This window comes from Pseudomonas fluorescens, assembly GCF_902497745.1.
Classification (GTDB): Bacteria; Pseudomonadota; Gammaproteobacteria; order Pseudomonadales; family Pseudomonadaceae; genus Aquipseudomonas; species Aquipseudomonas fluorescens_BM.
Genome location: NZ_CABVHJ010000029.1, coordinates 17,292 through 40,362 on the forward strand (window position 1 = coordinate 17,292; position 23,071 = coordinate 40,362).

Sequence of the window (23,071 nt, forward strand, 5' to 3'; positions counted from 1 at the left end):
GAGGGAGCCGACCGAGGTGTCTTGCGCTATGCATCGACCTGACAGATCGCGTCGATTATGGATTCATCGGCAATGCCTGACGGTGATGGATTCACAGGCGCTATTGCACGTCGGTGCTCGTCGCCAACATCCCCCAATCGGCCCCTTTCCCTGTGGGAGAGGGAGCCGACCGAGGTGTCTGGCGTTATACATCGACCTGAAACAACGCGTCGATTATGGATTCATCGGTAATGCCTGACGGCATTGGATTCACAGACGCTATTGCACGGCGGCGCGCATCGCCAATATCCCCCAATCGGTCCCCTCTCCTGGGGGAGAGGGAGCCGACCGAGGTGTCTGGCGTTATGCATCGACCTGAAACAACGCGTCGATTATGGATTCATCGGTAATGCCTGACGGCATTGGATTCACAGACGCTATTGCACGTCGGCGTTTATCGCCAATATTCCCCAATCGGTTCCTTTCCCTGTGGGAGAGGGAGCCGACCGAGGTGTCTGGCGTTATGCATCGACCTGAAACAACGCGTCGATTATGGATTCATCGGTAATGCCTGACGGCATTGGATTCACAGACGCTATTGCACATCGGCGCACATCGCCAATATCCCCCAATCGGTCTCCTCTCCCGGGGGAGAGGGAGCCGACCGAGGTGTCTGGCGTTATGCATCGACCTGAAACAACGCGTCGATTATGGATTCATCGGTAATGCCTGACGGCATTGGATTCACAGACGCTATTGCATGTCGGCGCACATCGCCAATATCCCCCAATCGGTCCCCTCTCCTGGGGGAGAGGGCTAGGGTGAGGGCAGCTGTTTCAGCACCCGCCACTTAGCCAGTGACGCAACCCTGCGGCGTCTTCCCTGCAAAGCTGTCCAGCAAACTCGCAACCACCATCTCACCCATGCGTGTGCGCGTCTGCAATGTCGCGCTGGCGCGGTGCGGCTGCAGCACCACTTGCTCATTGCCGAACAGGGCTTCTGGCACATTCGGTTCATCGACAAACACATCCAGCCCCGCACCGGCGATCTCGCCGGCAGCGAGTGCTGCCACCAGGTCAGCTTCGTTGACCAGTTTGCCCCGTGCCACGTTGATCAGATAACCGTCCTTGCCCAAGGCCTTTAGCACGGAAGCATCAATGATGGCTTCAGCCTTGTCGGCAGCGGCGGCGAGAATCAGCGCATCGCTGTCGCGGGCCAATTGCTTGAGGTCGGCGACGAAAGTGTGGGGTACATCGCTCATCGGTTGCAGGTCGGTGTAACTGATCGGACAGCCGAAGGCAGCCGCTCGGCTGGCCACCGCGCGGCCAACCCGGCCCATGCCGACAATGCCGATACGCATGCCGGACACTTGACGTGCCAGAGGCAGAGGCGCCAGCGGTGTGGCGCTGTGCGGCCATTGGCCCGAGCGCACATAGCGATCGCTGGTGCACAGTCCGCGACACACGGAAATCAGCAAGCCGATGGCGAGGTCGGCGACGTCTTCAGTCAACGCGCCAATGGTCGCCGTCACGCGGATGCCGCGATCCCGAGCGTAAGCCAGGTCCACCGCATCGGTGCCGACGCCGTTGACCGCCACCACCTCAAGTTTCGGCAGTTGCGCCATGACGGCCTGGGTGATGCCGGTATGGCCACCGGTGATCACCCCGCGAATATTCGCACCGTGTTCCTGTAAATACGCCTGTTTGTCCGCCTGCTGGAAATAGCGTCGGACCGTAAACAATTCATCGAGACGCGCATTGATTTCAGGAATCAGGATCGGGCTGAGCTGCAAGACTTCTGGCTTCATGTAAACCTCTCTTACCGAATAAAAAGGCCGGCTCAACCGCGACCGGCAAACGGCATGGCGGTGGCCATGACGGTCATGTTCAGAACGTTGGCCGACAGCGGCAGGGCGGCGATATAGCGCACCGCATCAGCGACATGCTTGACGTCGACCATCGGCTCGACGGCGATGCTGCCGTTGGCCTGACGTACACCTTTGGTCATGCGCACCGACATTTCGGTCAGGGCGTTGCCGATGTCGATCTGGCTGCAAGCGATGTTGAATTCACGGCCGTCCAGCGCCAGCGATTTGGTCAGCCCCAGCACCGCATGTTTGCTGGCGGTGTAGGCGCTGCTGAACGGACGTGGCGTGTGTGCCGAAATCGAACCGTTATTAATGATGCGTCCGCCCTGCGGCTGTTGACGGCGCATCAGTCCGAAGGCACCACGGGCACACAGGAAAACCCCGTTGAGGTTGGTGTCGATGACGTTGCGCCACTGCTCGAACGTCAGTTCGTCCAAGGGCACGGCGGGGGCATTGACCCCGGCATTGTTGAACACCACATCCAGGCGTCCGTAGACCTCGGCAATGGTTGCGAACAGCGAATCGACACTGGCCGGGTCGCGCACATCGGTGGGCACCGCGAGGGCTTCGTGCCCCTCGCTTGCCGCCAGTTCGACCAGCGCTTGCAACGGTTCCGGTCGGCGACCGGCAAGCACCAGGGTGTAACCGTCGGCTAGCAGGCCAAGCGCCACGGAGCGGCCGATTCCGCTGCCAGCGCCGGTGACCAGCGCGACTTTCAAAGGTTGAGTGATGGACATTTTGTTGTTCTCCTGTCTTCAAATCACTGCGGCGTTAGGGCCCGCGGGCCGACGCGCATTTCCAGTTGGCCGATCCCGTCGATGCCGGCGCTGATTAAATCGCCTGGTTGTAGTCCATCGACGCCGGACGGGCTGCCGGTCATGATCAAGTCGCCGGCCCTCAGCGCCACTGATCGGGAGATCCGGCTGATCACTTCAGCGACCGACCAGATCTGGCTGTCGAGACTGTCGCGTTGACGCTCCTGGCCGTTGACGTTCAACCACAATTCGCCTTCGGGATGGCCGGCGCGGGTCACTGGCACGATGGCGGTCATCGGCGCGGCGCCGTCGAACACCTTGGCACCTTCCCACGGCAAACCATTGCTCTTGGCGGTGCGCTGAACATCACGACGGGTCAGGTCGAGGCCGGCGGCGTAGCCCCAGACATAGGCCAACGCCTCGTTTTCTGGAATGTTGGCGCCACCTTCGCCGATGGCCACCACCAACTCGATCTCGTGGGCGAAATCCTCGGTCAGCGAAGGGAATGCCACCTCACCGACGGCGTCGACGACGCTGCTCGCCGGTTTCATGAAAAACACCGGCGGCTGGCGCGACTGGCCGACGGCATCTGGCCACGGGTAATTGCGCCCGACACAAAATACCCGGCCAACGGGAAAGCGTTGCTCACTGCCGACAACGGGCAAGGTCACGGGCAGATCGGGCGTGAAGACGTATTCAGTCATGTTCATCCTGTTATGAGTCCTGTTGGTAGCTTCAGCGTACGGCGGCAGTTGTGGGTGAAGTTGGACGAAAGCCGCCTGCAGTTGGAGAAAACGGTGGTGTTGACTCAGCGCACTTTCAATTCGATGCGGTACAAGCGTCCGAGCAGCAGTGAGTAGGAGAGGGTGCCCATCAGCGCCACGCCGCCAATGAACCAGAAGGCCCAGGCGAATGAGCCGGTAGCGTGAACAATCGCGCCAATCACGATCGGCGTGACGATGCCGCCGATGTTGGCGGCGAGGCTGGTGACCCCGCCGGTCAAGCCGATCAGCTCCTTGGGCGCCACTTCCGACACGGCCGCCCACGAAGACGAGGCGATGCCTTGCGCAAAGAACGCAATGGTCAGCACGGCGATGCAGATCGTGTTCGAATCGGTGAAATTCACCAGTACGATGGACATCCCCAGCATCGAGCCAATCACCAGCGGCAACTTGCGAGCGAAGGACATCGAATAGCCACGGCGGATCAACAAGTCCGACACGATGCCCGCGAGAAGGATGCCGACCGTCGCGCCGACAAATGGCAGAACTGCGAAGATCCCGGCCTTGATCATGGTCAGCTTGCGTTCTTCGATCAGGTAGGTGGGGAACCAGGTCAGAAAGAAGTACAGCGCCGAGGTGCTGGCGAACTTGCCGATGCAAATCGCCCAGATTTGCCGATAGCTGAACAGCTCGGCGATTTGTCGCCAGTTGAAGCGCGTACGTTCCTGACTGCTTTTGACCAGACCGCCGCCGGCTTCGATGTATTTCAATTCTTCTTTGCTGACCTTCTTGCAGTTCAGCGGATCGCGATACAGGTACAACCACAGCACGCCGAACACGATGCCGAGCAGGCCGGTGCTGTAGAACACGTGACGCCAGTCAAATGTGGTCGCCAGCCAGAGCAGCGCGCCGGTAAACAGCGCCGTCCCCAGGTATTGCCCGCAGACGTAGATGCTGCTGGCCAGACCGCGCTCGCGCGCCGGGAACCACACCGTCACCGCGCGACTGTTGGCCGGGAACGCCGGTGCTTCCATGGCACCAACCGCCAGACGCAAACCGAACAATGACGCAAAACCTGTGGCAAAACCCTGACACACGGTCACCGTCGACCAGCTGATCAGGGACACCCCGTAAGTGAAGCGCGAACCGAAGCGGTCAGCGATAAACCCGGCAGGGACCAGAGCCAGAGCATACGTCCAGGCGAATGCCGAAAAGATCAGGCCCATTTCGATCTTGTCCAGACCAAGGTCCTTGGCCATGAACGGCGCGGCAATCGAGATATTGACCCGGTCGATGTAATTGATGATCGTCGCAATCAGCAGCAGCGAGAGCATGAACCAGCGTCGCCGCGAGGGCAGGCGTTGTGGCAGGACGGCGTCCCGGGCGCCGTCTATCACTGGCGGCACGGTGGCTTGGGAAGCATGTGAATTCGACATGGAGAGACCTCGTTATTGTTAGAAGAATCGAGATGTTTTCGCGCAGCCGAAGGCGTTGCCCGCGATGGTCGAGGCATGCCAATCGATACTGGAACGAACGGTGCGAGCAGCCGGCGTCAGACGTTCAGCAACGTCTTCCAGTCGGCGTGATCGGGACAATGTCGGGAGGGGCGGCGAGGTGGGAAAATTGAATCATGACGTGCACACCTGTGATTGTTTTTGGAAGAGGTTGGGCTGCGTCGGCTAACAGTGGTCGTACAACATCGGTAAAGCAACCGAGGAGTTAGAACGTTTTTTTTCTATGGCAGTGGCGTTGCTAAACCTGTCCAAGAAATAAATTGGTTAATCTCCTGATGGATTATTTAGATATGTTCATTAAATAGTTGATTCATAACGATAAAAAATCGTAGATCTTTCTCGGCGGTTTTGGACAGGCTAAACGCCATATCGAAGATGAAAAATCCTTGGAGAGACGGGTCGTCGTATGACTGCTTGCGTGCACTGCGTACATGTCTGCAAGATGACGGACGTCAGTTCACTGCAAAATACCTGTCGAGGATTCCGCGCAGATGTCGTCACCCAGCCGTATTCCCACCTATGTCATGCAGCAGCGCAGCGAATTGACCGACTTCTACATTCGCGACAAAAAGGGCCGGCGTGCCGAGACCAGTCCCCATCGGCACGAGTATTTTCAGATCCAGATCAACCTCGGTGGCGACACCGTGCAACACATCGGCAACGTCGAGCGTCCGTTCCCGCGCAATACCCTGGCCTTCATCCTGCCGCACCGAGTGCATGTGATCCCGCATCCAGCGGACAGCAATTTCATGGTGATCAATTTTTCCCAGACCTTTCTGTTGCCGCATTTGCAGTGCGACCCGATGGATCTGGAAGAAGTGTCGATCCTGCTGGCGCCGGAGTTATCGCCATTCCGCTTTCAGGAGCATCTGGATTTCATTCTCGAAGATGAGGATTTCGCCAAGGTCTGTGCCTTGATCGAGCAGATGCGCACGCTGGACGAGAACCGTCAGTTTGGTACGCGCGAGATGCTCAAGGGCTTGTTGCTGCAACTGATTGGCAGCGTGTGTTTCCTTTACGCCGAACCACTCAAGCGCCTGGCCGAAGAGAATGCGGCCGAGGTCAGCCGCCGGGATGCGCTGGGCCGCATGTTCGAGTACTTGCGCAAGAATATTGCCGATCCCGATCTCAATCTGATCAAGGTGGCTGCGGCGACGTACCTGTCGCCGACCTATCTGACGCACTGGTTGCGCAAGGAGATCGGCAAGACCTTCACCGAACTGGTGCTCGAACGCAGGATGCACGCGGCACGCAATTTCCTGCTCAACAGCACGCGCTCGGTGGGCGAGGTGGCGCGGTTGTGCGGCTTCGCTGACGAGGCGTATTTCTCGCGGCGTTTTCGGCAGATTCACGGCCAGCCGCCGGGACAGTTTCGCCGCCGGCAACTCAATCCGGATACGCCGCAATCGCCGTTGAACACCTAGGGTTCAAGCATCAAGGGCCGCCAGATGATCGGAGCAGCGCCAAGTATTGTGTTGTGCTTCTCGGGGTTGGGCGTTTCGTGGTTCGCTGATTCAGTAGGGTGTTTGTTCTCCGTGTCTTGCAGTTCGTCGGCGGGGGGCTTTTCGGTTTCGCAGGCAACGTTATCCATGGGTCTTTCGCCAGATGATTTCAGGCAGACAACTATTTGATCTGCACGATTACCTTGCCTTTTGCACGGCCCTGTTCGACGTAAGTCAGGGCTTCGCCCGCTGACTCGAAGGCGAAGGTGCGATCAAGCACGGGCCTTATTTCGCCGGCTTCAATCAGCGTGGTGATTTCTTGCAGTTGTGTACCGTTGGCCCGCATAAACAGGAAGCTGTACCGGGCATCCTGCTTTCTTGCCTTGCGCCGAATGCTCAGGCTCAACAAACGCATGACTTGCCGCAGCGGCCAGGCCAGTCCCTGCGCCTTGGCGAACTCGGCAGTTGGCGGGCCTGAAATGGAAATCAGCTGACCACCCGGTTTGAGTACCTTGAGCGAGTTTTCCAGGACATCGGTGCCGAGGCTGTTCAGCACCACGTCGTAGCCGCGCAGTTCGCGCTCGAAGTGCTGCTGCTTGTAATCAATCACCACGTCTGCGCCCAGCGCTTTAACCCATTCGACATTCGCGCTGCTGGTGGTGGTCGCCACAACCGCGCCGAGGTGCTTGGCCAGTTGAATGGCGATGGTTCCGACACCGCCGGAACCGGCGTGAATCAAGACCTTCTGACCCTTTTGCAAACGGGCGATGTCGACCAGCGCTTGCCAGGCTGTAAGGGCAACCAAGGGAATGCCGGCGGCTTGCTCCATATTGAGGTTGGCAGGCTTCAACGCCACGGCGTTTTGCTCGACGGCGATTCGCTCGGCGAACGTGCCGATTCGCTGTTCGGGCACGCGCGCATACACCGCGTCGCCGGGCTTGAAACCCTTGACCGCTGCGCCAACCTCAATTACCACGCCGGCACAATCGTTGCCCAGCACCAAGGGGAATGAGTACGGCAGAATCAGTTTGAATTCGCCGCTTCTGATCTTTGAATCGAGCACGTTGACGCTGGCAGCATGTATTTCAATCAGCACGTCATGGGCGCCCGGCAACGGCTCGGGCACGTCGCCCATACGTCCGTTCTGCTTGCCGTAGCGATCGATAAAATAAGCTTTCATGGTGGGGACGGCTCTCACTGTTTGGGGAAGGGCGGCGTTGCCTGAGCGGATTGCTTCAGTGGTGGAGTTCCGCGCCCCAATGGTTGAGCAGAATCAGCGGCACCGCCGATTTGGGACCGAGGTTGCGATAGGCGTAGGCCGTGCCGCCAACCAAAATTGATTGGTTGGCGGCGTTGACGAAAGGCGTCTGCGCCATTGCACTCACGCCAGATAGCGCTGGGCGACTGCCGACTGGCGGATCTGTGCCAGCAGGCCCTGCCGCGCGGTCTGCAAGGCATCCCAGCGCTCACCTTCATGCAGCGGCGGAATGGTCACCGGTTCGCGACGATCGAAACCGACCAGCGCCGCATCGACCAGATCGCTGACTTCCATGATCTCGCTCAAGGTGTTGATGTCGATGCCCGCGCGGTCCCAGATTTCCGTGCGGGTAGCGGCCGGAAGTACGGCTTGCACATAGACGCCCAGTGGCGACAGTTCCAGGCTCAACCCCTGAGACAGGAACAGGACAAACGCCTTGGTCGCGCCGTACACCGACATGCCGAACTCCGGGGCCAGACCGACCACCGAGCCGATGTTGATAATGGCGCCGTCACCGGCCTTCGCCAGACGGGGAGCGATGGCACTGGCGAGCCGCACCAGTGCTGTGGTGTTGAGGGCGACCAGATTGGCCACTTTATCGGTGCTCTGCTCGATGAAGTTGCCGGACTGCGCAGCTCCGGCGTTGTTGACGAGGATGCCAATGCGCGCATCGTCGCGCAGGCGCGTTTCGACGGTGTTCAGGTCTTGGAGTTGGGTCAGGTCGGCCTGCAGCACATCCACGGCGATGTTGTGTTCGCTGCGCAACTTCGCGGCGAGCGTTTCCAGGCGCTGAAGATCGCGGGCGACCAGCACCAGATCATGCCCGCGTTGGGCGAAGCGTTCGGCGTAAACCGCGCCGATGCCGGTCGAGGCGCCAGTGATAAGAACAGTAGGGTGGGCGTTCATAGGGTCATCTCTTTTCACAAAAACGATTAAGGAGAGGCAGTAAATGCGCTGGGGCTCGGCTTACTGAGCAGCAGCGCTCCATTCAGCCAAGGTCGGATAGTCGATGTAGCCTTCCGCACCGCCGCCATACAGGGTGGCGGGGTTGAAAGCGGCCAACGGCGCACCGGTTGTCAGGCGCTCGACCAGATCGGGATTGCCAATGAACGGGCGACCGAAGGCGATCAGATCGGCCTGGTCTTCGGCGATCCGCGTGTTCGCCAGGTCGAGGTCGTAGCCGTTGTTGGCGATGTAGGTGTTTTTGAAACGCTGGCGCAGAGCGCCGAAATCGAACGGCGCGACATCGCGCGGCCCGCCGGTTGCGCCTTCGACTACGTGCAGATAAACGATGCCCAGCGCATCGAGTTCCTCGACGATGTAATCGAATTGCCCTTGCGGGTCGCTGCTCGAAACCCCGTTGGCCGGCGACACCGGCGAGAGGCGAATGCCGGTGCGATCTGCGCCAATCTCGGCGACGACCGCTGCCGTCACTTCCAGCAACAAGCGCGCACGATTTTCAATCGAGCCGCCGTAGGCATCGGTGCGCACGTTGGCGCCATCCTTGATGAATTGATCGAGCAAATAGCCATTGGCACCGTGGATTTCCACACCATCAAACCCAGCGGCGATAGCGTTGACCGCTGCCTGGCGGAAATCGTTGACGATCCCCGGGAGTTCGCTGATCTCCAGTGCTCGCGGCGCGGAAACGTCTTCAAAGCGGTTGTTGACGAACACTTTGGTCGCCGGGCGTATCGCGGAGGGGGCTACAGGTGCGGCGCCGTTTTCTTGAAGATCAACGTGTGAAACACGGCCGACATGCCACAGTTGCAGAAAGATCTTCGCGCTTTGTTCGTGCACTGCAGCGGTCACCTTGCGCCAGCCATCGATCTGCGCCTGCGTGTAAATCCCCGGGGTGTCCTGATAGCCCTGGCCCTGTCGGGAGATCTGCGTCGCTTCAGAAATCAGCAGGCCAGCGGAGGCGCGTTGACTGTAATAGGTGGCCGCGAACTCACTGGGTACCAGGCCTTCGCCCGCCCGATTGCGAGTCAGCGGCGCGAGAACGATTCGATTCGCCAGCGTCAGGGAGCCAAGCGTGTACGGCGTGAACAGATTTTGATCGGTCATGGGGTTGATCCGTGCCTGTGGATGAGCAGCGATGATGTCTGTAATTAGGATGATGATCGAAATCTAAACTGTCAATGGTTTTGATTATGGCTGACATCTATGTATCATCGGCGCATGAATTTCAGCGGAGGTATTGCACGTGAGAGTCACCAAAGCCCAGGCGCAGGCAAATCGCGAGCACATCGTCGAGACCGCCTCGGTACTGTTTCGTGAGCGAGGTTTTGACGGTGTCGGCGTCGCGGACCTCATGGCGGCGGCCGGATTCACCCACGGCGGTTTCTACAAACACTTCGGCTCGAAGGCCGACCTGATGTCCGAAGCCTCGGCCAACAGCCTTGCGCGCTCGTTGGCCAGTGCCGAACCCCTCGATGTTCAGGGCTTTGTCGACGTCTATGTGTCGAGAGAGCATCGGGATGGGCGGGGCAGCGGTTGCACCATGGCCGCTTTGTGCGGCGACGCCGCGCGCCAGTCTGACGATGTGAAAACGGCGTTTGCCGACGGCATCGAGCGTACGCTGCAGACGCTCGGCGACAAGTACCCGACAGGGCCAGACGCGGCGCCTGACGCGGGGCGAGTGAAAATGATCGACATGCTGGCGCGTGCGGTTGGCGCGATCATCCTGTCGCGGGCCTGCCCGGATGATTCAGCATTGGCCGATGAAATACTCGCGGTGTGTCACGCTGAAATGAGCGCGTCATTGTCGGTTTCTGCCGACAATGCAGAAGTGCCTGGTTGATCGGTATTGTCCTTTTTGAGTTGACGGTGAAACGCTTTTCAGCCGATTTATCCCGTCCCTGTGCGTCAGTAATCTGTACCCAACTTGAACGCAACAACAACTTCTAAAACTCAAAAGGGAAGCAGACCATGACCACTCCAACCTACAACCGCCTGAACAAAGACGACGCCATCGTGCTGCTGGTCGACCACCAGACCGGCCTGATTTCCCTGGTGCAGGACTTCTCGCCGAACGAGTTCAAGAACAACGTGCTGGCCCTCGCCGATCTGGCCAAGTTCTTCGAACTGCCGACCATCCTCACCACCAGTTTTGAACAAGGCCCGAACGGCCCGCTGGTGCCGGAACTAAAAGAGATGTTCCCGGACGCGCCGTACATCGCTCGTCCTGGTCAGATCAACGCCTGGGACAACGAAGACTTCGTCAAGGCGATCAAGGCCACCGGCCGCAAGCAGATCATCATTGCCGGGGTAGTGACCGATGTCTGCGTAGCGTTCCCGACCTTGTCGGCGCTGGCGGAAGGGTTTGAGGTGTTTGTGGTGACCGACGCGTCCGGCACCTTCAACACCACCGTGCAACAGGCCGCGTGGAGCCGCATGACTCAGGCCGGCGCACAGATGATGAACTGGTTCTCGGTAGCGTGTGAGTTGCACCGCGACTGGCGCAACGACATTGAAGGTCTGGGTAACTTGCTGTCGCAGCGGATCCCCAACTACCGCAACCTGATGAACAGCTACACGGCGCTGACCGCACAGCAGAAGTAAGCCTGCGCGATTCAAACGATAAGCCTGCCCTGAAAAGCAGGCTTTTATTATTTGTGTTGCGCCGATTTAATCAGCTTAACCGGCCCACTCATCACGAAACTGCAACAGAAAATCGACAAACGCCCGCACCCGTTGCGGCACATAGCGGCCGTGCGGGTAGAGCAAGGTGTAAGGTCGCGAACGTCCGGCGTACGGCTGAAGAACCTCGACCAGGCTGCCGTCGGCCAGCTCCTTTTCGACAATGAACTTGTACGTTTGGAAGACCCCTGCACCATGCTTGGCCAGGGTGACACCGCCGAGCACGTCGTCGGAACAGGAGTAACCGCCGTCGGAGATCACTTCACGGTCCTGACCGTTTTCCTGGAAAAGCCAGGAGATCCGCCGCCCGCTGCTCGGCAGTTCGAACTGAATACATTCGTGTTGCACCAGATCCTCAAGCGTCTGTGGTGTGCCAGCCTTTTTCAGGTACTCGGGGGAGGCGACCACCACCAGTTTTGCATCCTCCAGCAGCCGCGCGACCATGGTCGAATCCGGTTGCGCGCGAACACGTATCGCCAGGTCGTAGCCTTCGCCGACGAAGTCGATATTGCGATTGCCCAAGTGGATGTCGACGGTGACGTCAGGGTAGAGCGCGCGGAATTTTGGCAGCAGCGGCAGAATGCGGTGGTGCCCGTAAGTGGTGGGCAGGCTGATGCGCAACTGACCGGACGGTGACGTCTGCGCGCCCATGACTTCTTGTTGCGCTTCGACCAGTTGGGTCAGGGCCTGGCTGCACTGGAGGAAAAAGTTTCTGCCGGACTCGGTCAAGCGAATGCTGCGCGTCGTTCGGGCAAACAAGCGTGAACCCAATCTTTTTTCGAGGCGAAGAATCGACCGGCTCACCGCTGCAGGTGTCACCCCCGCGAGTTGCGCGGCGGCGGTGAAACTGCCGGCTTCAGCGGCGAGGCAGAAGAGTTCGATACTGCCCAATTGCAAGTCATCAAAGTGGCGCTTCATGTGAGTACACCGAGGATCAACTGACGGTTCATTCTCAGGCTTATCTCATGAAGCGGCACCGCCGGTACACACCGGCGATGCTGCGGGGAGGTATCAATGGCCAGCGCTTTGACCACCGTCGACATGGAGGATTTCGCCGGTTACGAAGTTCGCGCCGTCCAGGTAAAGGATCGCTTGCACGATGTCATCGATCTCACCCATATGCCCAACCGGGTGCAGGCTGCCAAGGGCGGCGTGCGTCTCTTCGCCGTGCATCGGCGTTTTGATGATGCCGGGCGACACTGCATTGACCCGAATACCGCGCTTGGCGTACTCGATGGCCAGGGATTTGGTCGCCGCGTTGATGCCGCCCTTGGTCAGCGAAGCGAGCACCGACGGCACGCCGTCAATCGCGTGGTCGACCAGGCTGGTGGTGACGCTGACGATATGGCCGCTGGCGTTTTTCTCCATTTCGGCAATCGCCAATTGCGAGATGTGGAAGAAGCCGCTCATGTTGGTCGCCACCACTTGTGCGTAGTCTGCCTGGCTGTATTCGGTGAAAGGCTTGGCGACGAAAATCCCGGCGTTGTTCACCAGCGTGTCGATACGACCGAAACGTGCAACGGCTTCGCGGATCACCCGCTCGGCGGTCTGCGGGTCGGCGATGTCACCGGCGACGGCGAGAATGTCCGGGTCAGTGGACGGCTTGATCGAGCGCGAGGTCGCGACAACCTGATAGCCGCGTTCACGGAAACCCTTGACCAGACCTGCGCCAATGCCTTGCGAAGCGCCGGTAATCACTACAACTTTGTTGGACGTGCTCATGATGTTTCCTCTGCAATCTGAATGGTTTGAAAAAACGAAGTTCGGGTGTCAGGCGTGAGCCGCAACCTGTGCTGCCTGACGTAACGCTTGCTCGTAATAAGCGACGGACTGGGAACCGGGGATGACCTGTTTGTCATCGAGAACCATGGCCGGTACCGAATCGATGCCGCGCTGCTGATAAAACCGTTCAAGTTCGCGCACGGCCTGGCTGAACTCAGCGTTGGCCAGAACCTCTTGTGCACGCTGGCTGTCGAGCCCCACCGCGCCTGCCAGCATTACCAGCGTGGCGTGGTCATTCGGGTTCATGCCGTCAGTGAAGTAGGCCTTGAGCAAGGCCAGCTTCAACTCACGCTGACGTCCTTGTGTGGCGGCCCAGAACAGCAGTCGATGAGCATCGAAGGTGTTGTGGAAATGGCTGCGTTTTTCCAGGTCGAAGTGAAAACCGATCTGCTCGCCGCGTTCGATGATCATCGCGTTGCGATCCGCCACTTGCTCAGCGCTGCGCCCGTATTTGCGCATCATGTGCTCGATGGCGTGTTCACCTTCGGCGGGCATGTCGGGGTTCAGTTCGAACGGTTTGTAGGTCAGTTCCACATCGACTTCGCCCGACAGGTTCTTGATCGCTTGCTCCAGAGCGGTGGCGCCCAATGCGCACCAAGGGCAAACGACATCCGAGACGAAATCGATTTTCACGGCGCGGCTCATGACTGCGAGTCCGCCAACTGTTGGCGATACTCGGTGGTGGTGATGCCGGCATAACCCCAGTTATCGGTGTCGACTTCCTCGATCACGATGTGGGTGAGTTTCGGATCCTTGTGCAGCACCCGCTGCATCGTTTCGGTGATTTCCTTGATGACTTGGGCTTTTTGTTCCCGGGTCACGCCGTCACGGGTGATACGTACGCTGATGAAAGGCATTTGGGGTATCTCCAGTCGCTGGCCCGTCGGAGTGATGGGCGGCTGTTGGAGAGGACTTTAGGGGGAGGGCGGGAATTGATAAATGGGGCTTGAGGTACATCATTTGTGATGTGGTGTATCAAATGCAGGCGTGAGAACCCACTGCATTTCGGCACGAAACTCTGGCGCTCAGGCCAGCAGTTCGGTAATCCAGCGTGTCTGTTTTTTGAGGTCTTGCAGCTTTTGCTCTGGCAGGCTTTGTTGCGCATGGGCGAGTTGGTTGAGCGTCTTTTGCTTGTGGCGAAGTTTGTGCTGCCACTTGATCAGAAACTCGGGGCTGCGGGCCTGCATCTGCAAGGGGCCGAAGTACAGCTCCTGGTCGGTATAGGTCACAGGTTCAGCACGTTCGGCCACGATGATTTCGTAATCGAAGCGGTTTTCCCGCAGCAGTTCTTCGCTGAGGATGCGGTAGCCGTTGTCCATCAGCCACTGGCGCAACGGTTGCTCGCCACCATTGGGTTGCAGGATCAGGCGTTCCTCGCCGCTGAGGTGAGCTTTGCCGCTGTCGAGGATGTCGCGGATGGTTTCACCGCCCATGCCGCAGATCGTGATGGCGGTGATCCCGTCGCCAGGCTCGATGGCCGCCAGACCATTGGCCAGGCGCACACTGATGTGGGGCTGTAGATCATTCTCGCGTACGGTGCGTGCGGCCGCGTGGAACGGCGTCGACGCGACTTCGCCAGCCACGGCCGCTACGATCAAGCCTCGGCGCATCAGCGCCACCGGCAGATAGCCGTGATCCGAGCCGATATCGGCCAGCCGCGCGCCGGCCGGCACGTGTGCAGCCACGCGCTCAAGGCGCATGGACAATGTCTGTTCGTTCAACGGCAACCCCTGTGCAACGCAATCCTGCGGCCCGATGGCAGGCAAAGGGGTGCGACTCTGGCGAGCATCGCCGGGCCTGTCAAATCCCGGCGACGGAATTCAACGGCTGATTGGCAACATCGGGCTGCCAATCAGCCGTTTGCGCTTAGCCCGCCAACGTTGCGTTGTCGATCACGAAGCGATATTTCACGTCGCCCTTGAGCATGCGCTCGTAGGCGTCGTTGATCTGGTCGGCGCGGATCAGTTCGATGTCGGAGACGATGCCGTGCTCGGCGCAGAAATCGAGCATTTCCTGGGTTTCAGGGATGCCGCCGATCATCGAACCGGCAATCGTGCGGCGCTTCATGATCAGGTTGAACACGTTTGGCGACGGGTGCGAGGTGGCCGGGGCACCGACCAGCGTCAACGCACCATCGCGCTTGAGCAGCAGCAGAAATGCGTCGAGATCGTGCGGCGCGGCGACGGTATTCAGGATCAAGTCGAAACTCTTGGCGTGCGCGGCCATTTCCTCGGCATTGCGCGACACCACAACCTCATCGGCACCAAGCGCTTTGGCCGCTTCGCGTTTGGATTCAGAGGTAGTGAATGCGACAACGTGGGCGCCCAGAGCGTGAGCCAGTTTGATGCCCATGTGGCCGAGGCCACCGATGCCAACCACGCCGACTTTCTTGCCCGGTCCCGCATTCCAATGACGCAGCGGCGAGTAAGTGGTGATACCGGCACACAGCAGCGGTGCGACGGCGGCCAGTTGCGCCTCAGGGTGGCGGATGCGCAGGACGTAGCGTTCATGCACGACGATGTTTTGCGAGTAGCCGCCCAGCGTCCAGCCCGGTGCGTCCGGGGTCGGGAAGTTGTAGGTGCCGATCATGCCGTCGCAGTAGTTTTCCAGACCGCTTTCGCAGTCATCGCAATGTTTGCAGCTGTCGACGATGCAACCGACGCCGACCAGATCACCGACCTTGTAGTCCGCGACATGCGCGCCGACGGCCGATACGCGACCGACGATTTCGTGCCCCGGTACGCACGGGAACTGCGTACCCGCCCATTCGGCGCGCACCTGGTGCAGGTCGGAATGGCAGATGCCACAGAACGCGATGTCGATCTGCACATCATGGGCGGCCGGCGCGCGGCGCTTGATCTGCATCGGCTCAAGGGGTTTGTCGCCCGCGTGGGCACCGTAGGCTTGAACAAGCATGGGAACATCCTCAATCGGTTTGTCGTGAGGCATTGTTTCTTTTCCAGCGCTGCGGGCACTAGTGCATTCCTGTGCAATCCTTGCCTGATCCTGTGCGTCGTTGTGACATTGCGCGGACAGACGCTCGTGGCATTTGCAGGTAATCTCCCGGTTCACTGACGACAACAAAATCAAAACAGGAGTCATTGATGCAACCAATCCGTCTCGGTCTGGTGGGCTACGGCAAAATTGCCCAGGATCAACACGTCCCGGCGATCCTCGCCAATCCCGCTTTCCGCCTGGTCTCCGTCGCCACCCAAGGCAAGCCTTGCGCTGGTGTAGAAAACTTCCAATCCTTAAGTGAATTGCTGGAAAGCGGCCCGGAGGTGGATGCGATTGCCTTCTGCACGCCGCCGCAAGGGCGCTTCGCCCTGGTGCAGCAAGCACTGGCCGCCGGCAAACACGTGCTGGTTGAGAAGCCACCGTGCGCCACATTGGGCGAAGCGCTGGCCCTGGTCGATCAGGCTGCCGAGCAGGGCGTCAGTGCCTTGTTTGCCTGGCATTCACGCTACGCGCCCGGCATCGAAGCCGCCCGCGACTGGCTCGCCTCGCGCACTTTGCAAAGCGTGCAGATCGACTGGAAAGAAGACGTGCGCAAATGGCACCCCGGCCAGGCCTGGATCTGGCACCCCGGCGGCCTCGGTGTGTTCGATCCGGGGATCAATGCCTTGTCGATCGTCACTCATCTGCTTGCGCTGCCGCTGTTTGTCGAATCGGCTGAGCTGCGTGTGCCGAACAACTGCCAGTCGCCGATTGCCGCATCGATCAAAATGTCTGACGCGCGTCGTCTCGATGTGCGCGCGGAGTTTGATTTTGATCATGGGCATGATGAGCTGTGGAGCATCGAGGTGCGTTGCGCTGAAGGCGTGTTGCGCCTGGATAACGGCGGGGCGCTGTTGAGCATCGATGGCGTGCGTCAAGCCGTGTCGGAGGAGGGCGAGTACGCGGCGGTGTATCGGCATTTTCAGCAGTTGATTGGCGACAAGGCCAGCGATCTGGATGTGCAGCCGTTGCGGTTGGTGGCGGACAGTTTCTTTGTCGGCAGTCGGGTGTTGGTTGAGGCGTTTTACGATTAGCGGGGCGGGCAACGTATCCAGTCAATCGCTCTTTGCTTGTTTTACCTTTAACGCTCTATTGAAGACAGAACTGCGGGAACTGAAAAGCTCCCGCAGTCTGAATTTCTACTTAGCGATTGGCTTCGGCCAGACCTGCCTCAATGAAACGTACTGAGCTCTCCATTGCCTGTTGACCTTCTGGCAGCATGGCAGAGTAGAAGTGCCAGGCGTGGAACATGGCAGGCCATACCTCGAGATTGACTCGGACACGGTTGTCCGCCAGGTGGGTGGCAAGCCGCATCGCGTCACTCAGCATCAATTCGTTCTCGCCAATCTGTACCAGAATGGGTGGGAGTCCAGTGACGTCCGCGAAAACCGGCGATGCCAGAGGATGGTTGGCGAGTGTCTCGCCAAGGAATGTTCTAGCAAGAATATCCAGAACAGGCTTGGAATTCAGCGGATCCAGGCCCTCGCGGTTGCTCATAGAGGCGCCGGTGTGTTCGAGGTTTGCCCAAGGCGAGATCGAAGAACCCACCGCAGGTAACGCAAGCCCTTTGGATTTGGCAGCCACCATCACGCTTACAACCATTGCGCCGCCAGCCGACTCGCCGGAAAACGCGATTTTTTCAGCCGGGATTTTCTGCTCAAGCAACCACTCGTAGGCGCGCAGTGTGTCGTCGATGGAGGCGGGGAATTTGTGCTCCGGGGCCAGGCGGTAGTCAGGCATGTATACACGAGCACCCAGCATCTTCGCGTAGTTGCCACCTATGCCGTGGTAGCCATCTGGACGACCGACAATGTACGCCCCGCCATGGATGTACATCACAACTGCGTCGGTCTTGACTTCATCGGGTGTCACCAGGGTCCCTGGAACACCGCCCATGTCGACTGCTTCGAACCTGACGCCGGTGGGCGCTGGATTTTGCGCGAGCATTCTTGCGTAGGAGTCGCGGATATCGCTCATTTTCGTGGTGGTATCAATTCCTTTCAGCACAGGTACCAAATCGCTCAGGCTGTTGGCCCAGGTTTGAACGGCTGCTTTTACTTTCGTATTCATAGTGATCTCGCTTGAAGGAGGGCATTGGATTTGCTAATTGAGATACTATTCTCTTGATTGGGGAATAGGGTTCCCCATAGCAAGTGCCGTGGCGCCCGAACGTTGAGCGAGTGAGGAAGTATGGAAATTCATAACCTGAACGATATCGCGGCTTTCGTGGGGTCGGTAAATGCCGGAAGCTTTACCGCGGCTGCCAAGCAATTAGGTCTCACTCGTTCGGCAGTGGGTAAATCGATTGTCAGGCTGGAAGCCAGATTGCAAGTGCGGTTACTCAACCGCACAACCCGCAGTCTGAGCCTGACGGACGACGGGCAGGTACTCTACGAGCGCTGTGTTGGCATCCTTCAAGATCTTGACGATGTCGAGGATGCACTGGCGTTTCGTCGCTCGACACCCAGTGGGCGATTGCGTATGAGTTTGCCGGTCGCGCTGGGTAGGCTTCACGTTCTCCCCCACATCGAATGCTGTCTGAAGGACTGGCCTTCGCTAAGTGTCGACGTTACGTTTTCCGACCGACTGGTAGACCTCATTGATGAGGGGTTTGACCTGGCCATGCGTATTGGCCCGCCCAAAGAGGATTCTCGATTGCTGACACGCACCGTGGCGTACCAGCAGATGATCACCTGTGCTTCGCCCCAATATCTGGCTGAGCATCCACGGCCGCAAACGCCCGAAGAACTGTACACGCACGAATGTCTGCATTTCGTCAGCGGGGGACGATTGCTTCCATGGAATTTTCGAGTAGACGGCCAAGCGGTTGCCTTCACTCAAGGTGGGCGGCTACAGATGGACAGTGCGGAAGCGCTGCACGAGTGCGCGATGGCGGGCTTGGGTATTGCGACACTGCCGTCGTACGTGGTGAGCCACCAACTACGCAGCGGCAAGCTTATTCAACTGCTCGAGGAATATGCTGAGGCAGCAGAACCCATCCGTATCATCTATCCCAGCAAGCGACACCTTTCTCCCAAGATCCGACTGTTCATCGATAAGCTCCTGGACGCGTGGTCGCCTTGCCCTCCGTGGGAACAATGTCCGGTTGATGATATTGGCGCTGTATGAAAAGGGCGGCTTATGCTCCCGGCGGAGCGGATAGTTGCAATGTCGTCAGGAGCGCTGAAAGAAGCATTGCAACCGATCACTCGGGTGCAGACGCTCAACCGCATCTGCACCCGCCGTTCAGAAACGATCGAGTCTGAAGCGTTCATCTGCCGTCAGATCTATAGCCTGATGCGTCGTTGCCGGCCGAGCCATCCGCACCACCATCTCCGCCGTCACCGCCGCCTGCGTCAGCCCCAGATGCTGATGCCCAAACGCAAGCAACACCTTGCCTTCACAAACTTGATCAATCACCGGCAACGAATCCGGCAACGACGGTCGAAAACCCATCCACGGCGTCGCCGCTTCAGCACTCAGATCCTTGCGAAACAAACCCTGACTCAACCGATGCAACTGCCACGCGCGCTCCATGCTCGGTGGCTTCTCCAGACCGGCGAACTCGACGGTGCCGGCCAGGCGCAAGCCTTCGGACATCGGCGTCATGATGAATTTGCGCTCCAGTGAGGTGACGGGGAAGGGCAGTCGGTCGTGTTCCTGCGGCAGCATCAGGTGGTAACCGCGCTCGGTGTCCAGCGGTACTTTTTTGCCGGTGAGGGCGGCGGTGAGTTTCGCTGAGTGCGCACCACAGGCGATCAGCACCCGGCTGGCCGTCAAACCACTCGATCCGGTGATCAGCGAAACACCGTGCTCCTGTACATAGCCGCCCTGAACCTGTTGCTGGACAAAACTCACGCCACTGGCCTTGGCTGCTTCGACCAGTTCACAGACCACGCGGTAGGGATCGATGAAATGCCCGGTGCGTGGGAAGAACAAGCCGCCCTGAAGCTGTTCGCTGAGTTGCGGCGCGGTATCGCGTATGGCAGCGGCCTGCCAGTAGTCGACCGGCACCTGCTGCTGATGCAGTCGAGTCTGTAATGCCTGGATTGCCTGACGCGATTCGGGACGTTCGAACACCAGTAACGAGCCATCGATCTTCAGCAAGTCGGGCCGCTGGATATCACCGAGCAGGCGTTGCCAGGCCTCAAGACTGCTTTCATTGAGCGCACGCAAGCCTGCCACGGTGTTCTGAAAAGGCGCCGGGCGCAGATTCAGCAACAACCGCGTGAACCACGGCAATGCGCGCGGCAGGTACTTCCAGTCCAGCCGCAGCGGCCCCATCGGGTCCATCAGCATGGCCGGCAAGCGCTTGAGGATGGACGCGTCAGCAATCGGAAACACCTGCTCGGTCGCCAGATGCCCGGCGTTGCCGAACGAGGCGCCGTGGCCGGGAGGCTGCGGATCGATCACCACCACGCGCAAACCCTGGCGGACCAGACGCAGTGCGCAGGCGACGCCGATGATGCCGGCGCCGACCACGGCGATGTCGTGGGAGACGTTATTCGCCATGGTGCTGCGCTTCCCTTTGCCCATCGAGCAGACGGCGTAATTGCAGCGGATTGCCTTGTTTCAACGCGTCAGGCAGCAAGCTGTCGGGGAAATCCTGATAGCACACCGGTCGCAGGAAACGCAGGATCGCCGCCGTGCCGACGGATGTCGTGCGCGAGTCTGATGTTGCCGGGAACGGCCCGCCGTGAACCATTGCGTCACACACCTCCACCCCGGTTGGCCAGCCGTTGACCAGCAAGCGACCGGCCCTGCGCTCGAGCGTCGGCAGCAATGCACGCGCCTGTTCCAGGTCTTGGTCATCCAGATGCAATGTCACGGTCAACTGGCCTTCCAGGTGTTCGCTGACCTGACGGATTTCAGCCTCACTGCTGCATTGCACGATCAGCGCAGCCGCGCCGAACACTTCGGCTTGCAGCCTGTGATCGGTGAGAAAGTCGGCCGCTTCGGTGACGAATATGTGCGCCTGACACTGGTTCGGGCCGTTGCCGCTCTGACCAACACCCGCGATGTTCGCACTGGCATTCTCGGCCAACGCATTCACGGCCGATTCGTAAGCGCTGAAAATGCCCGGTGTCAGCATCGTCTGTGCCGAACTGCGTTGAATGATCTCGCTGGTGGCGCTAATGAACCGGTCCAGCGCCGGTCCTTTCAAGGCAATGATCAAACCCGGGTTGGTACAGAATTGGCCAGCGCCCAGTGTCAGCGACGCCACAAACCCTTCAGCCAACGCCTGTGTGCGATTGTCCAGCGCCGCCGGAAACAGCAGCACCGGATTGATTGAACTCATTTCCGCGTACACCGGAATCGGTTCCGGCCTGGCTTGCGCCGCTTGAATCAACGCCAGGCCACCGCTGCGCGAACCGGTGAAACCCACCGCTTTGATCCGTGGATCAGTGACCAGCGCAATGCCCACTTCGCGGCCGGAGCCGTACAGCAACGAGAACACGCCATCCGGCAAGCCACAGGCTTTTACCGCCCGAGCGACCGCGCGGCCAACCAGTTCGCTGGTGCCGGGATGCGCGCTGTGCGCCTTGACGATCACCGGGCAACCGGCGGCCAATGCTGACGCGGTGTCACCACCGGCCACGGAAAACGCCAGCGGGAAGTTGCTCGCGCCGAATACCGCGACCGGCCCCAGTGCAATCTGCCGTTGACGCAGATCCGCGCGCGGCAGCGGTTGGCGCTGCGGCTGCGCGCTATCGACGCGCACGTCCAGCCATTCACCGCCGCGGACGGTGCGGGCGAACATTCTCAATTGTTGGCAAGTACGCCCGCGTTCGCCCAGTAACCGTGCACGCGGCAGACCGCTTTCGGCATGGGCACGGTCAATCAGTTCATCGCCGAGGGCTTCGATTTCCTTGGCAATGCTTTCAATAAATTCGGCGCGGACGTTCAGTGCTGTCTCGCGATAATCATCGAGCGCTACCCAGGCCAGCGCGCAGGCCTGTTCGACATGCTCGGCCGACCCACCGGCATACCCCGGTTCCAGCGCTTCATTCGTGGCCGGATTGATCCCGCGAACAGCCTCTCGATTGCCCGCAATGGATTGCTGCCCGATCAGCATGTAGCCCGTCAGAGTCATGGTGTCTTCCTGAAAAAAAGGGAGGCCTGCCGCGTAGCACAACGCATCGAGGCAGGTGAGGAGGCGTTGATCAGGCGAAATTCTGTTCCGCCGACCAGTTCTCGTACCAATGACGGAACAGCGCATACTGCTTCTCGGCATAACGCCGCTGCGAGTCGCTCAACGCATCGGTTTCGTTGAAGTGCAGGGTGTATTCCTTGTCGCCGTTGAGCACCATCAAATGCTTGTAATACAGCACCAGATCGCAGCCTTCATCGAATGACGACAGCACCGCCAGCGCCGATTCCAGCTCCCGCGCCTGACGACGGGCCTTGGCATCCCCATTGGCCGCTTGCTTGCTCAGCGCTACCAGTTGCAGCACCTCGCGGGGCAGGGCGTTGCCGATACCGGTGATCGCGCCGGTGGCGTTGCAGTTGACGAAACCGTGCACCACTTGTGTGTCGACACCGACCATCAAGGTCACGTCATCGTCTTTGGAGGTGATGTTTTCCGCGGCATAACGCAGGTCGGCACCACCGCCGAACTCCTTGAAACCGATCAGGTTCGGGTGCTCGCGACGCAGTTCGAAGAACAGGTCAGCGCGAGTGGCGAAGCCGTAGTAGGGACTGTTGTAGATCACCGCCGGAAGGTTCGGCGCAGCTTGCAGGATCGCTGCAAAGTGGGCTTTTTGCGCGGCTGGCGAAGCACCACGGGACAGCACACGTGGAATCACCATCAAACCTTGCGCGCCGACTTTCGCCGCGTGCGCTGCATGGGAAACCGCTTCACGGGAATTCACCGCGCCGGTGCCGACAATCGTTGGAATCCCGGCAGCGACCAGACGCGCCACGCCTTCCTGCCGTTCAGCCTCGGTGAGCAACGGCCAGTCGCCCATCGAACCGCAATAAACCACGGCGCTCATGCCGATATCGATCAGCTCGCGACCCTTGGCCACCAGGGCATCGAAGTCCGGTTTGCGCTGGGCGGTGCACGGGGTCATCAGGGCCGGCATGCAACCGGTGAAGATGTTGTCGCTCATT

22 protein-coding genes and 1 pseudogene are annotated in these 23,071 nt (G+C 59.6%); 5 read left to right on the forward strand and 18 right to left on the reverse strand.

Going from position 1 to position 23,071, the window contains the following annotated elements; translation table 11 throughout:
* Window positions 1-829: 829 nt before the first annotated feature.
* The 4 genes from F8N44_RS29190 to F8N44_RS29205 all read right to left on the reverse strand — a co-directional run bounded on the left by F8N44_RS29190 (window position 830) and on the right by F8N44_RS29205 (window position 4,759).
* Window positions 830-1,786 (reverse strand): 2-hydroxyacid dehydrogenase, encoded by a 957-nt coding sequence (locus F8N44_RS29190; RefSeq protein WP_150652768.1) that lies wholly within the window; start codon window positions 1,784-1,786, stop codon window positions 830-832.
* 32 nt (window positions 1,787-1,818) lie between these two features.
* On the reverse strand, window positions 1,819-2,577 hold the full coding sequence (locus tag F8N44_RS29195; protein WP_150652808.1) for an SDR family oxidoreductase: 759 nt from the start codon (window positions 2,575-2,577) through the stop codon (window positions 1,819-1,821).
* 29 nt (window positions 2,578-2,606) lie between these two features.
* Window positions 2,607-3,311, reverse strand: coding sequence for a fumarylacetoacetate hydrolase family protein (locus F8N44_RS29200; RefSeq protein ID WP_150652769.1), 705 nt, complete (start codon window positions 3,309-3,311; stop codon window positions 2,607-2,609).
* Between the two features lie 98 nt (window positions 3,312-3,409).
* Complete coding sequence (locus tag F8N44_RS29205) at window positions 3,410-4,759, reverse strand: MFS transporter (protein ID WP_150652770.1); 1,350 nt, start codon at window positions 4,757-4,759, stop codon at window positions 3,410-3,412.
* A gap of 569 nt (window positions 4,760-5,328) precedes the next feature.
* On the opposite strand from F8N44_RS29205, the gene F8N44_RS29210 reads away from it, so the two are divergent.
* Window positions 5,329-6,261 carry a helix-turn-helix transcriptional regulator gene (locus tag F8N44_RS29210; protein ID WP_150652771.1) on the forward strand — a complete coding sequence of 311 codons (933 nt, stop codon included), beginning with the start codon at window positions 5,329-5,331 and terminating at the stop codon, window positions 6,259-6,261.
* Window positions 6,262-6,460: 199 nt separating this feature from the next.
* On the opposite strand, the gene F8N44_RS29215 is transcribed toward F8N44_RS29210, so the two are convergent.
* The 4 genes and pseudogenes from F8N44_RS29215 to F8N44_RS29225 all read right to left on the reverse strand — a co-directional run bounded on the left by F8N44_RS29215 (window position 6,461) and on the right by F8N44_RS29225 (window position 9,604).
* Window positions 6,461-7,459 (reverse strand): NADP-dependent oxidoreductase, encoded by a 999-nt coding sequence (locus F8N44_RS29215; RefSeq protein ID WP_150652772.1) that lies wholly within the window; start codon window positions 7,457-7,459, stop codon window positions 6,461-6,463.
* Window positions 7,460-7,523: 64 nt separating this feature from the next.
* Window positions 7,524-7,655 (reverse strand): annotated as a pseudogene (locus tag F8N44_RS31470) (alpha/beta hydrolase); the annotation flags it as partial.
* A 5-nt stretch (window positions 7,656-7,660) separates the two neighbouring features.
* On the reverse strand, window positions 7,661-8,443 hold the full coding sequence (locus tag F8N44_RS29220) for an SDR family NAD(P)-dependent oxidoreductase (protein ID WP_150652773.1): 783 nt from the start codon (window positions 8,441-8,443) through the stop codon (window positions 7,661-7,663).
* A 60-nt stretch (window positions 8,444-8,503) separates the two neighbouring features.
* Window positions 8,504-9,604: an alkene reductase gene (locus F8N44_RS29225; protein ID WP_150652774.1), complete on the reverse strand. Its 1,101-nt coding sequence runs from the start codon at window positions 9,602-9,604 to the stop codon at window positions 8,504-8,506.
* Between the two features lie 139 nt (window positions 9,605-9,743).
* Here F8N44_RS29225 and F8N44_RS29230 point away from each other — a divergent pair, with 139 nt between their 5' ends.
* Together F8N44_RS29230 and ycaC are read left to right on the forward strand one after the other, a co-directional pair.
* Window positions 9,744-10,340: a TetR family transcriptional regulator gene (locus F8N44_RS29230; protein ID WP_150652775.1), complete on the forward strand. Its 597-nt coding sequence runs from the start codon at window positions 9,744-9,746 to the stop codon at window positions 10,338-10,340.
* Window positions 10,341-10,468: 128 nt separating this feature from the next.
* A complete protein-coding gene (ycaC, locus tag F8N44_RS29235; protein WP_127928471.1) occupies window positions 10,469-11,101 on the forward strand; it encodes an isochorismate family cysteine hydrolase YcaC in 633 nt (210 codons plus the stop codon).
* Window positions 11,102-11,176: 75 nt separating this feature from the next.
* On the opposite strand, the gene F8N44_RS29240 is transcribed toward ycaC, so the two are convergent.
* From F8N44_RS29240 to F8N44_RS29265, 6 genes are all read right to left on the reverse strand, one after another.
* The gene (locus F8N44_RS29240) at window positions 11,177-12,097 is read right to left on the reverse strand and encodes a LysR family transcriptional regulator (RefSeq protein WP_150652776.1); all 921 of its coding nucleotides are present in this window, start codon (window positions 12,095-12,097) and stop codon (window positions 11,177-11,179) included.
* 93 nt (window positions 12,098-12,190) lie between these two features.
* A complete protein-coding gene (locus tag F8N44_RS29245) occupies window positions 12,191-12,901 on the reverse strand; it encodes an SDR family NAD(P)-dependent oxidoreductase (protein ID WP_150652777.1) in 711 nt (236 codons plus the stop codon).
* 48 nt (window positions 12,902-12,949) lie between these two features.
* Window positions 12,950-13,606 carry a DsbA family oxidoreductase gene (locus F8N44_RS29250; RefSeq protein WP_150652778.1) on the reverse strand — a complete coding sequence of 219 codons (657 nt, stop codon included), beginning with the start codon at window positions 13,604-13,606 and terminating at the stop codon, window positions 12,950-12,952.
* Window positions 13,603-13,818 (reverse strand): tautomerase family protein, encoded by a 216-nt coding sequence (locus F8N44_RS29255; RefSeq protein ID WP_016987787.1) that lies wholly within the window; start codon window positions 13,816-13,818, stop codon window positions 13,603-13,605. Before F8N44_RS29255 ends, F8N44_RS29250 begins: the two co-directional genes overlap by 4 nt.
* Before the next feature lie 168 nt (window positions 13,819-13,986).
* Window positions 13,987-14,682, reverse strand: coding sequence for a tRNA (adenine(22)-N(1))-methyltransferase (locus tag F8N44_RS29260; protein ID WP_318182866.1), 696 nt, complete (start codon window positions 14,680-14,682; stop codon window positions 13,987-13,989).
* Between the two features lie 145 nt (window positions 14,683-14,827).
* Entirely contained in the window at window positions 14,828-15,877 is a 1,050-nt protein-coding gene (locus F8N44_RS29265; RefSeq protein ID WP_150652779.1) for an NAD(P)-dependent alcohol dehydrogenase, read from the reverse strand.
* Between the two features lie 188 nt (window positions 15,878-16,065).
* Between F8N44_RS29265 and F8N44_RS29270 the strand changes: the two genes are divergently transcribed.
* Window positions 16,066-16,992, forward strand: coding sequence for a Gfo/Idh/MocA family protein (locus F8N44_RS29270; RefSeq protein ID WP_150652780.1), 927 nt, complete (start codon window positions 16,066-16,068; stop codon window positions 16,990-16,992).
* A 109-nt stretch (window positions 16,993-17,101) separates the two neighbouring features.
* On the opposite strand, the gene F8N44_RS29275 is transcribed toward F8N44_RS29270, so the two are convergent.
* On the reverse strand, window positions 17,102-18,028 hold the full coding sequence (locus F8N44_RS29275) for an alpha/beta hydrolase (RefSeq protein ID WP_171057309.1): 927 nt from the start codon (window positions 18,026-18,028) through the stop codon (window positions 17,102-17,104).
* Window positions 18,029-18,148: 120 nt separating this feature from the next.
* On the opposite strand from F8N44_RS29275, the gene F8N44_RS29280 reads away from it, so the two are divergent.
* A complete protein-coding gene (locus tag F8N44_RS29280; RefSeq protein WP_150652781.1) occupies window positions 18,149-19,087 on the forward strand; it encodes a LysR family transcriptional regulator in 939 nt (312 codons plus the stop codon).
* Between the two features lie 117 nt (window positions 19,088-19,204).
* On the opposite strand, the gene F8N44_RS29285 is transcribed toward F8N44_RS29280, so the two are convergent.
* From F8N44_RS29285 to F8N44_RS29295, 3 genes are all read right to left on the reverse strand, one after another.
* Window positions 19,205-20,470: an NAD(P)/FAD-dependent oxidoreductase gene (locus tag F8N44_RS29285; RefSeq protein WP_150652782.1), complete on the reverse strand. Its 1,266-nt coding sequence runs from the start codon at window positions 20,468-20,470 to the stop codon at window positions 19,205-19,207.
* Window positions 20,460-22,052: an aldehyde dehydrogenase (NADP(+)) gene (locus F8N44_RS29290; protein ID WP_150652783.1), complete on the reverse strand. Its 1,593-nt coding sequence runs from the start codon at window positions 22,050-22,052 to the stop codon at window positions 20,460-20,462. Before F8N44_RS29290 ends, F8N44_RS29285 begins: the two co-directional genes overlap by 11 nt.
* Before the next feature lie 70 nt (window positions 22,053-22,122).
* Complete coding sequence (locus F8N44_RS29295) at window positions 22,123-23,070, reverse strand: dihydrodipicolinate synthase family protein (RefSeq protein ID WP_150652784.1); 948 nt, start codon at window positions 23,068-23,070, stop codon at window positions 22,123-22,125.
* Between the last annotated feature and the right edge of the window lies 1 nt (window position 23,071).

Coding starts and splice junctions, on each gene's coding strand:
- F8N44_RS29190 (WP_150652768.1), bottom strand. CDS start 1,786: ATGAAGCCAGAAGTCTTGCAGCTCAGCCCGATCCTGATTCCTGAAATC.
- F8N44_RS29200 (WP_150652769.1), bottom strand. CDS start 3,311: ATGAACATGACTGAATACGTCTTCACGCCCGATCTGCCCGTGACCTTG.
- F8N44_RS29205 (WP_150652770.1), bottom strand. CDS start 4,759: ATGTCGAATTCACATGCTTCCCAAGCCACCGTGCCGCCAGTGATAGAC.
- F8N44_RS29210 (WP_150652771.1), top strand. CDS start 5,329: ATGTCGTCACCCAGCCGTATTCCCACCTATGTCATGCAGCAGCGCAGC.
- F8N44_RS29215 (WP_150652772.1), bottom strand. CDS start 7,459: ATGAAAGCTTATTTTATCGATCGCTACGGCAAGCAGAACGGACGTATG.
- F8N44_RS29220 (WP_150652773.1), bottom strand. CDS start 8,443: ATGAACGCCCACCCTACTGTTCTTATCACTGGCGCCTCGACCGGCATC.
- F8N44_RS29225 (WP_150652774.1), bottom strand. CDS start 9,604: ATGACCGATCAAAATCTGTTCACGCCGTACACGCTTGGCTCCCTGACG.
- ycaC (WP_127928471.1), top strand. CDS start 10,469: ATGACCACTCCAACCTACAACCGCCTGAACAAAGACGACGCCATCGTG.
- F8N44_RS29240 (WP_150652776.1), bottom strand. CDS start 12,097: ATGAAGCGCCACTTTGATGACTTGCAATTGGGCAGTATCGAACTCTTC.
- F8N44_RS29245 (WP_150652777.1), bottom strand. CDS start 12,901: ATGAGCACGTCCAACAAAGTTGTAGTGATTACCGGCGCTTCGCAAGGC.
- F8N44_RS29250 (WP_150652778.1), bottom strand. CDS start 13,606: ATGAGCCGCGCCGTGAAAATCGATTTCGTCTCGGATGTCGTTTGCCCT.
- F8N44_RS29255 (WP_016987787.1), bottom strand. CDS start 13,818: ATGCCTTTCATCAGCGTACGTATCACCCGTGACGGCGTGACCCGGGAA.
- F8N44_RS29265 (WP_150652779.1), bottom strand. CDS start 15,877: ATGCTTGTTCAAGCCTACGGTGCCCACGCGGGCGACAAACCCCTTGAG.
- F8N44_RS29270 (WP_150652780.1), top strand. CDS start 16,066: ATGCAACCAATCCGTCTCGGTCTGGTGGGCTACGGCAAAATTGCCCAG.
- F8N44_RS29275 (WP_171057309.1), bottom strand. CDS start 18,028: ATGAATACGAAAGTAAAAGCAGCCGTTCAAACCTGGGCCAACAGCCTG.
- F8N44_RS29280 (WP_150652781.1), top strand. CDS start 18,149: ATGGAAATTCATAACCTGAACGATATCGCGGCTTTCGTGGGGTCGGTA.
- F8N44_RS29285 (WP_150652782.1), bottom strand. CDS start 20,470: ATGGCGAATAACGTCTCCCACGACATCGCCGTGGTCGGCGCCGGCATC.
- F8N44_RS29290 (WP_150652783.1), bottom strand. CDS start 22,052: ATGACTCTGACGGGCTACATGCTGATCGGGCAGCAATCCATTGCGGGC.
- F8N44_RS29295 (WP_150652784.1), bottom strand. CDS start 23,070: ATGAGCGACAACATCTTCACCGGTTGCATGCCGGCCCTGATGACCCCG.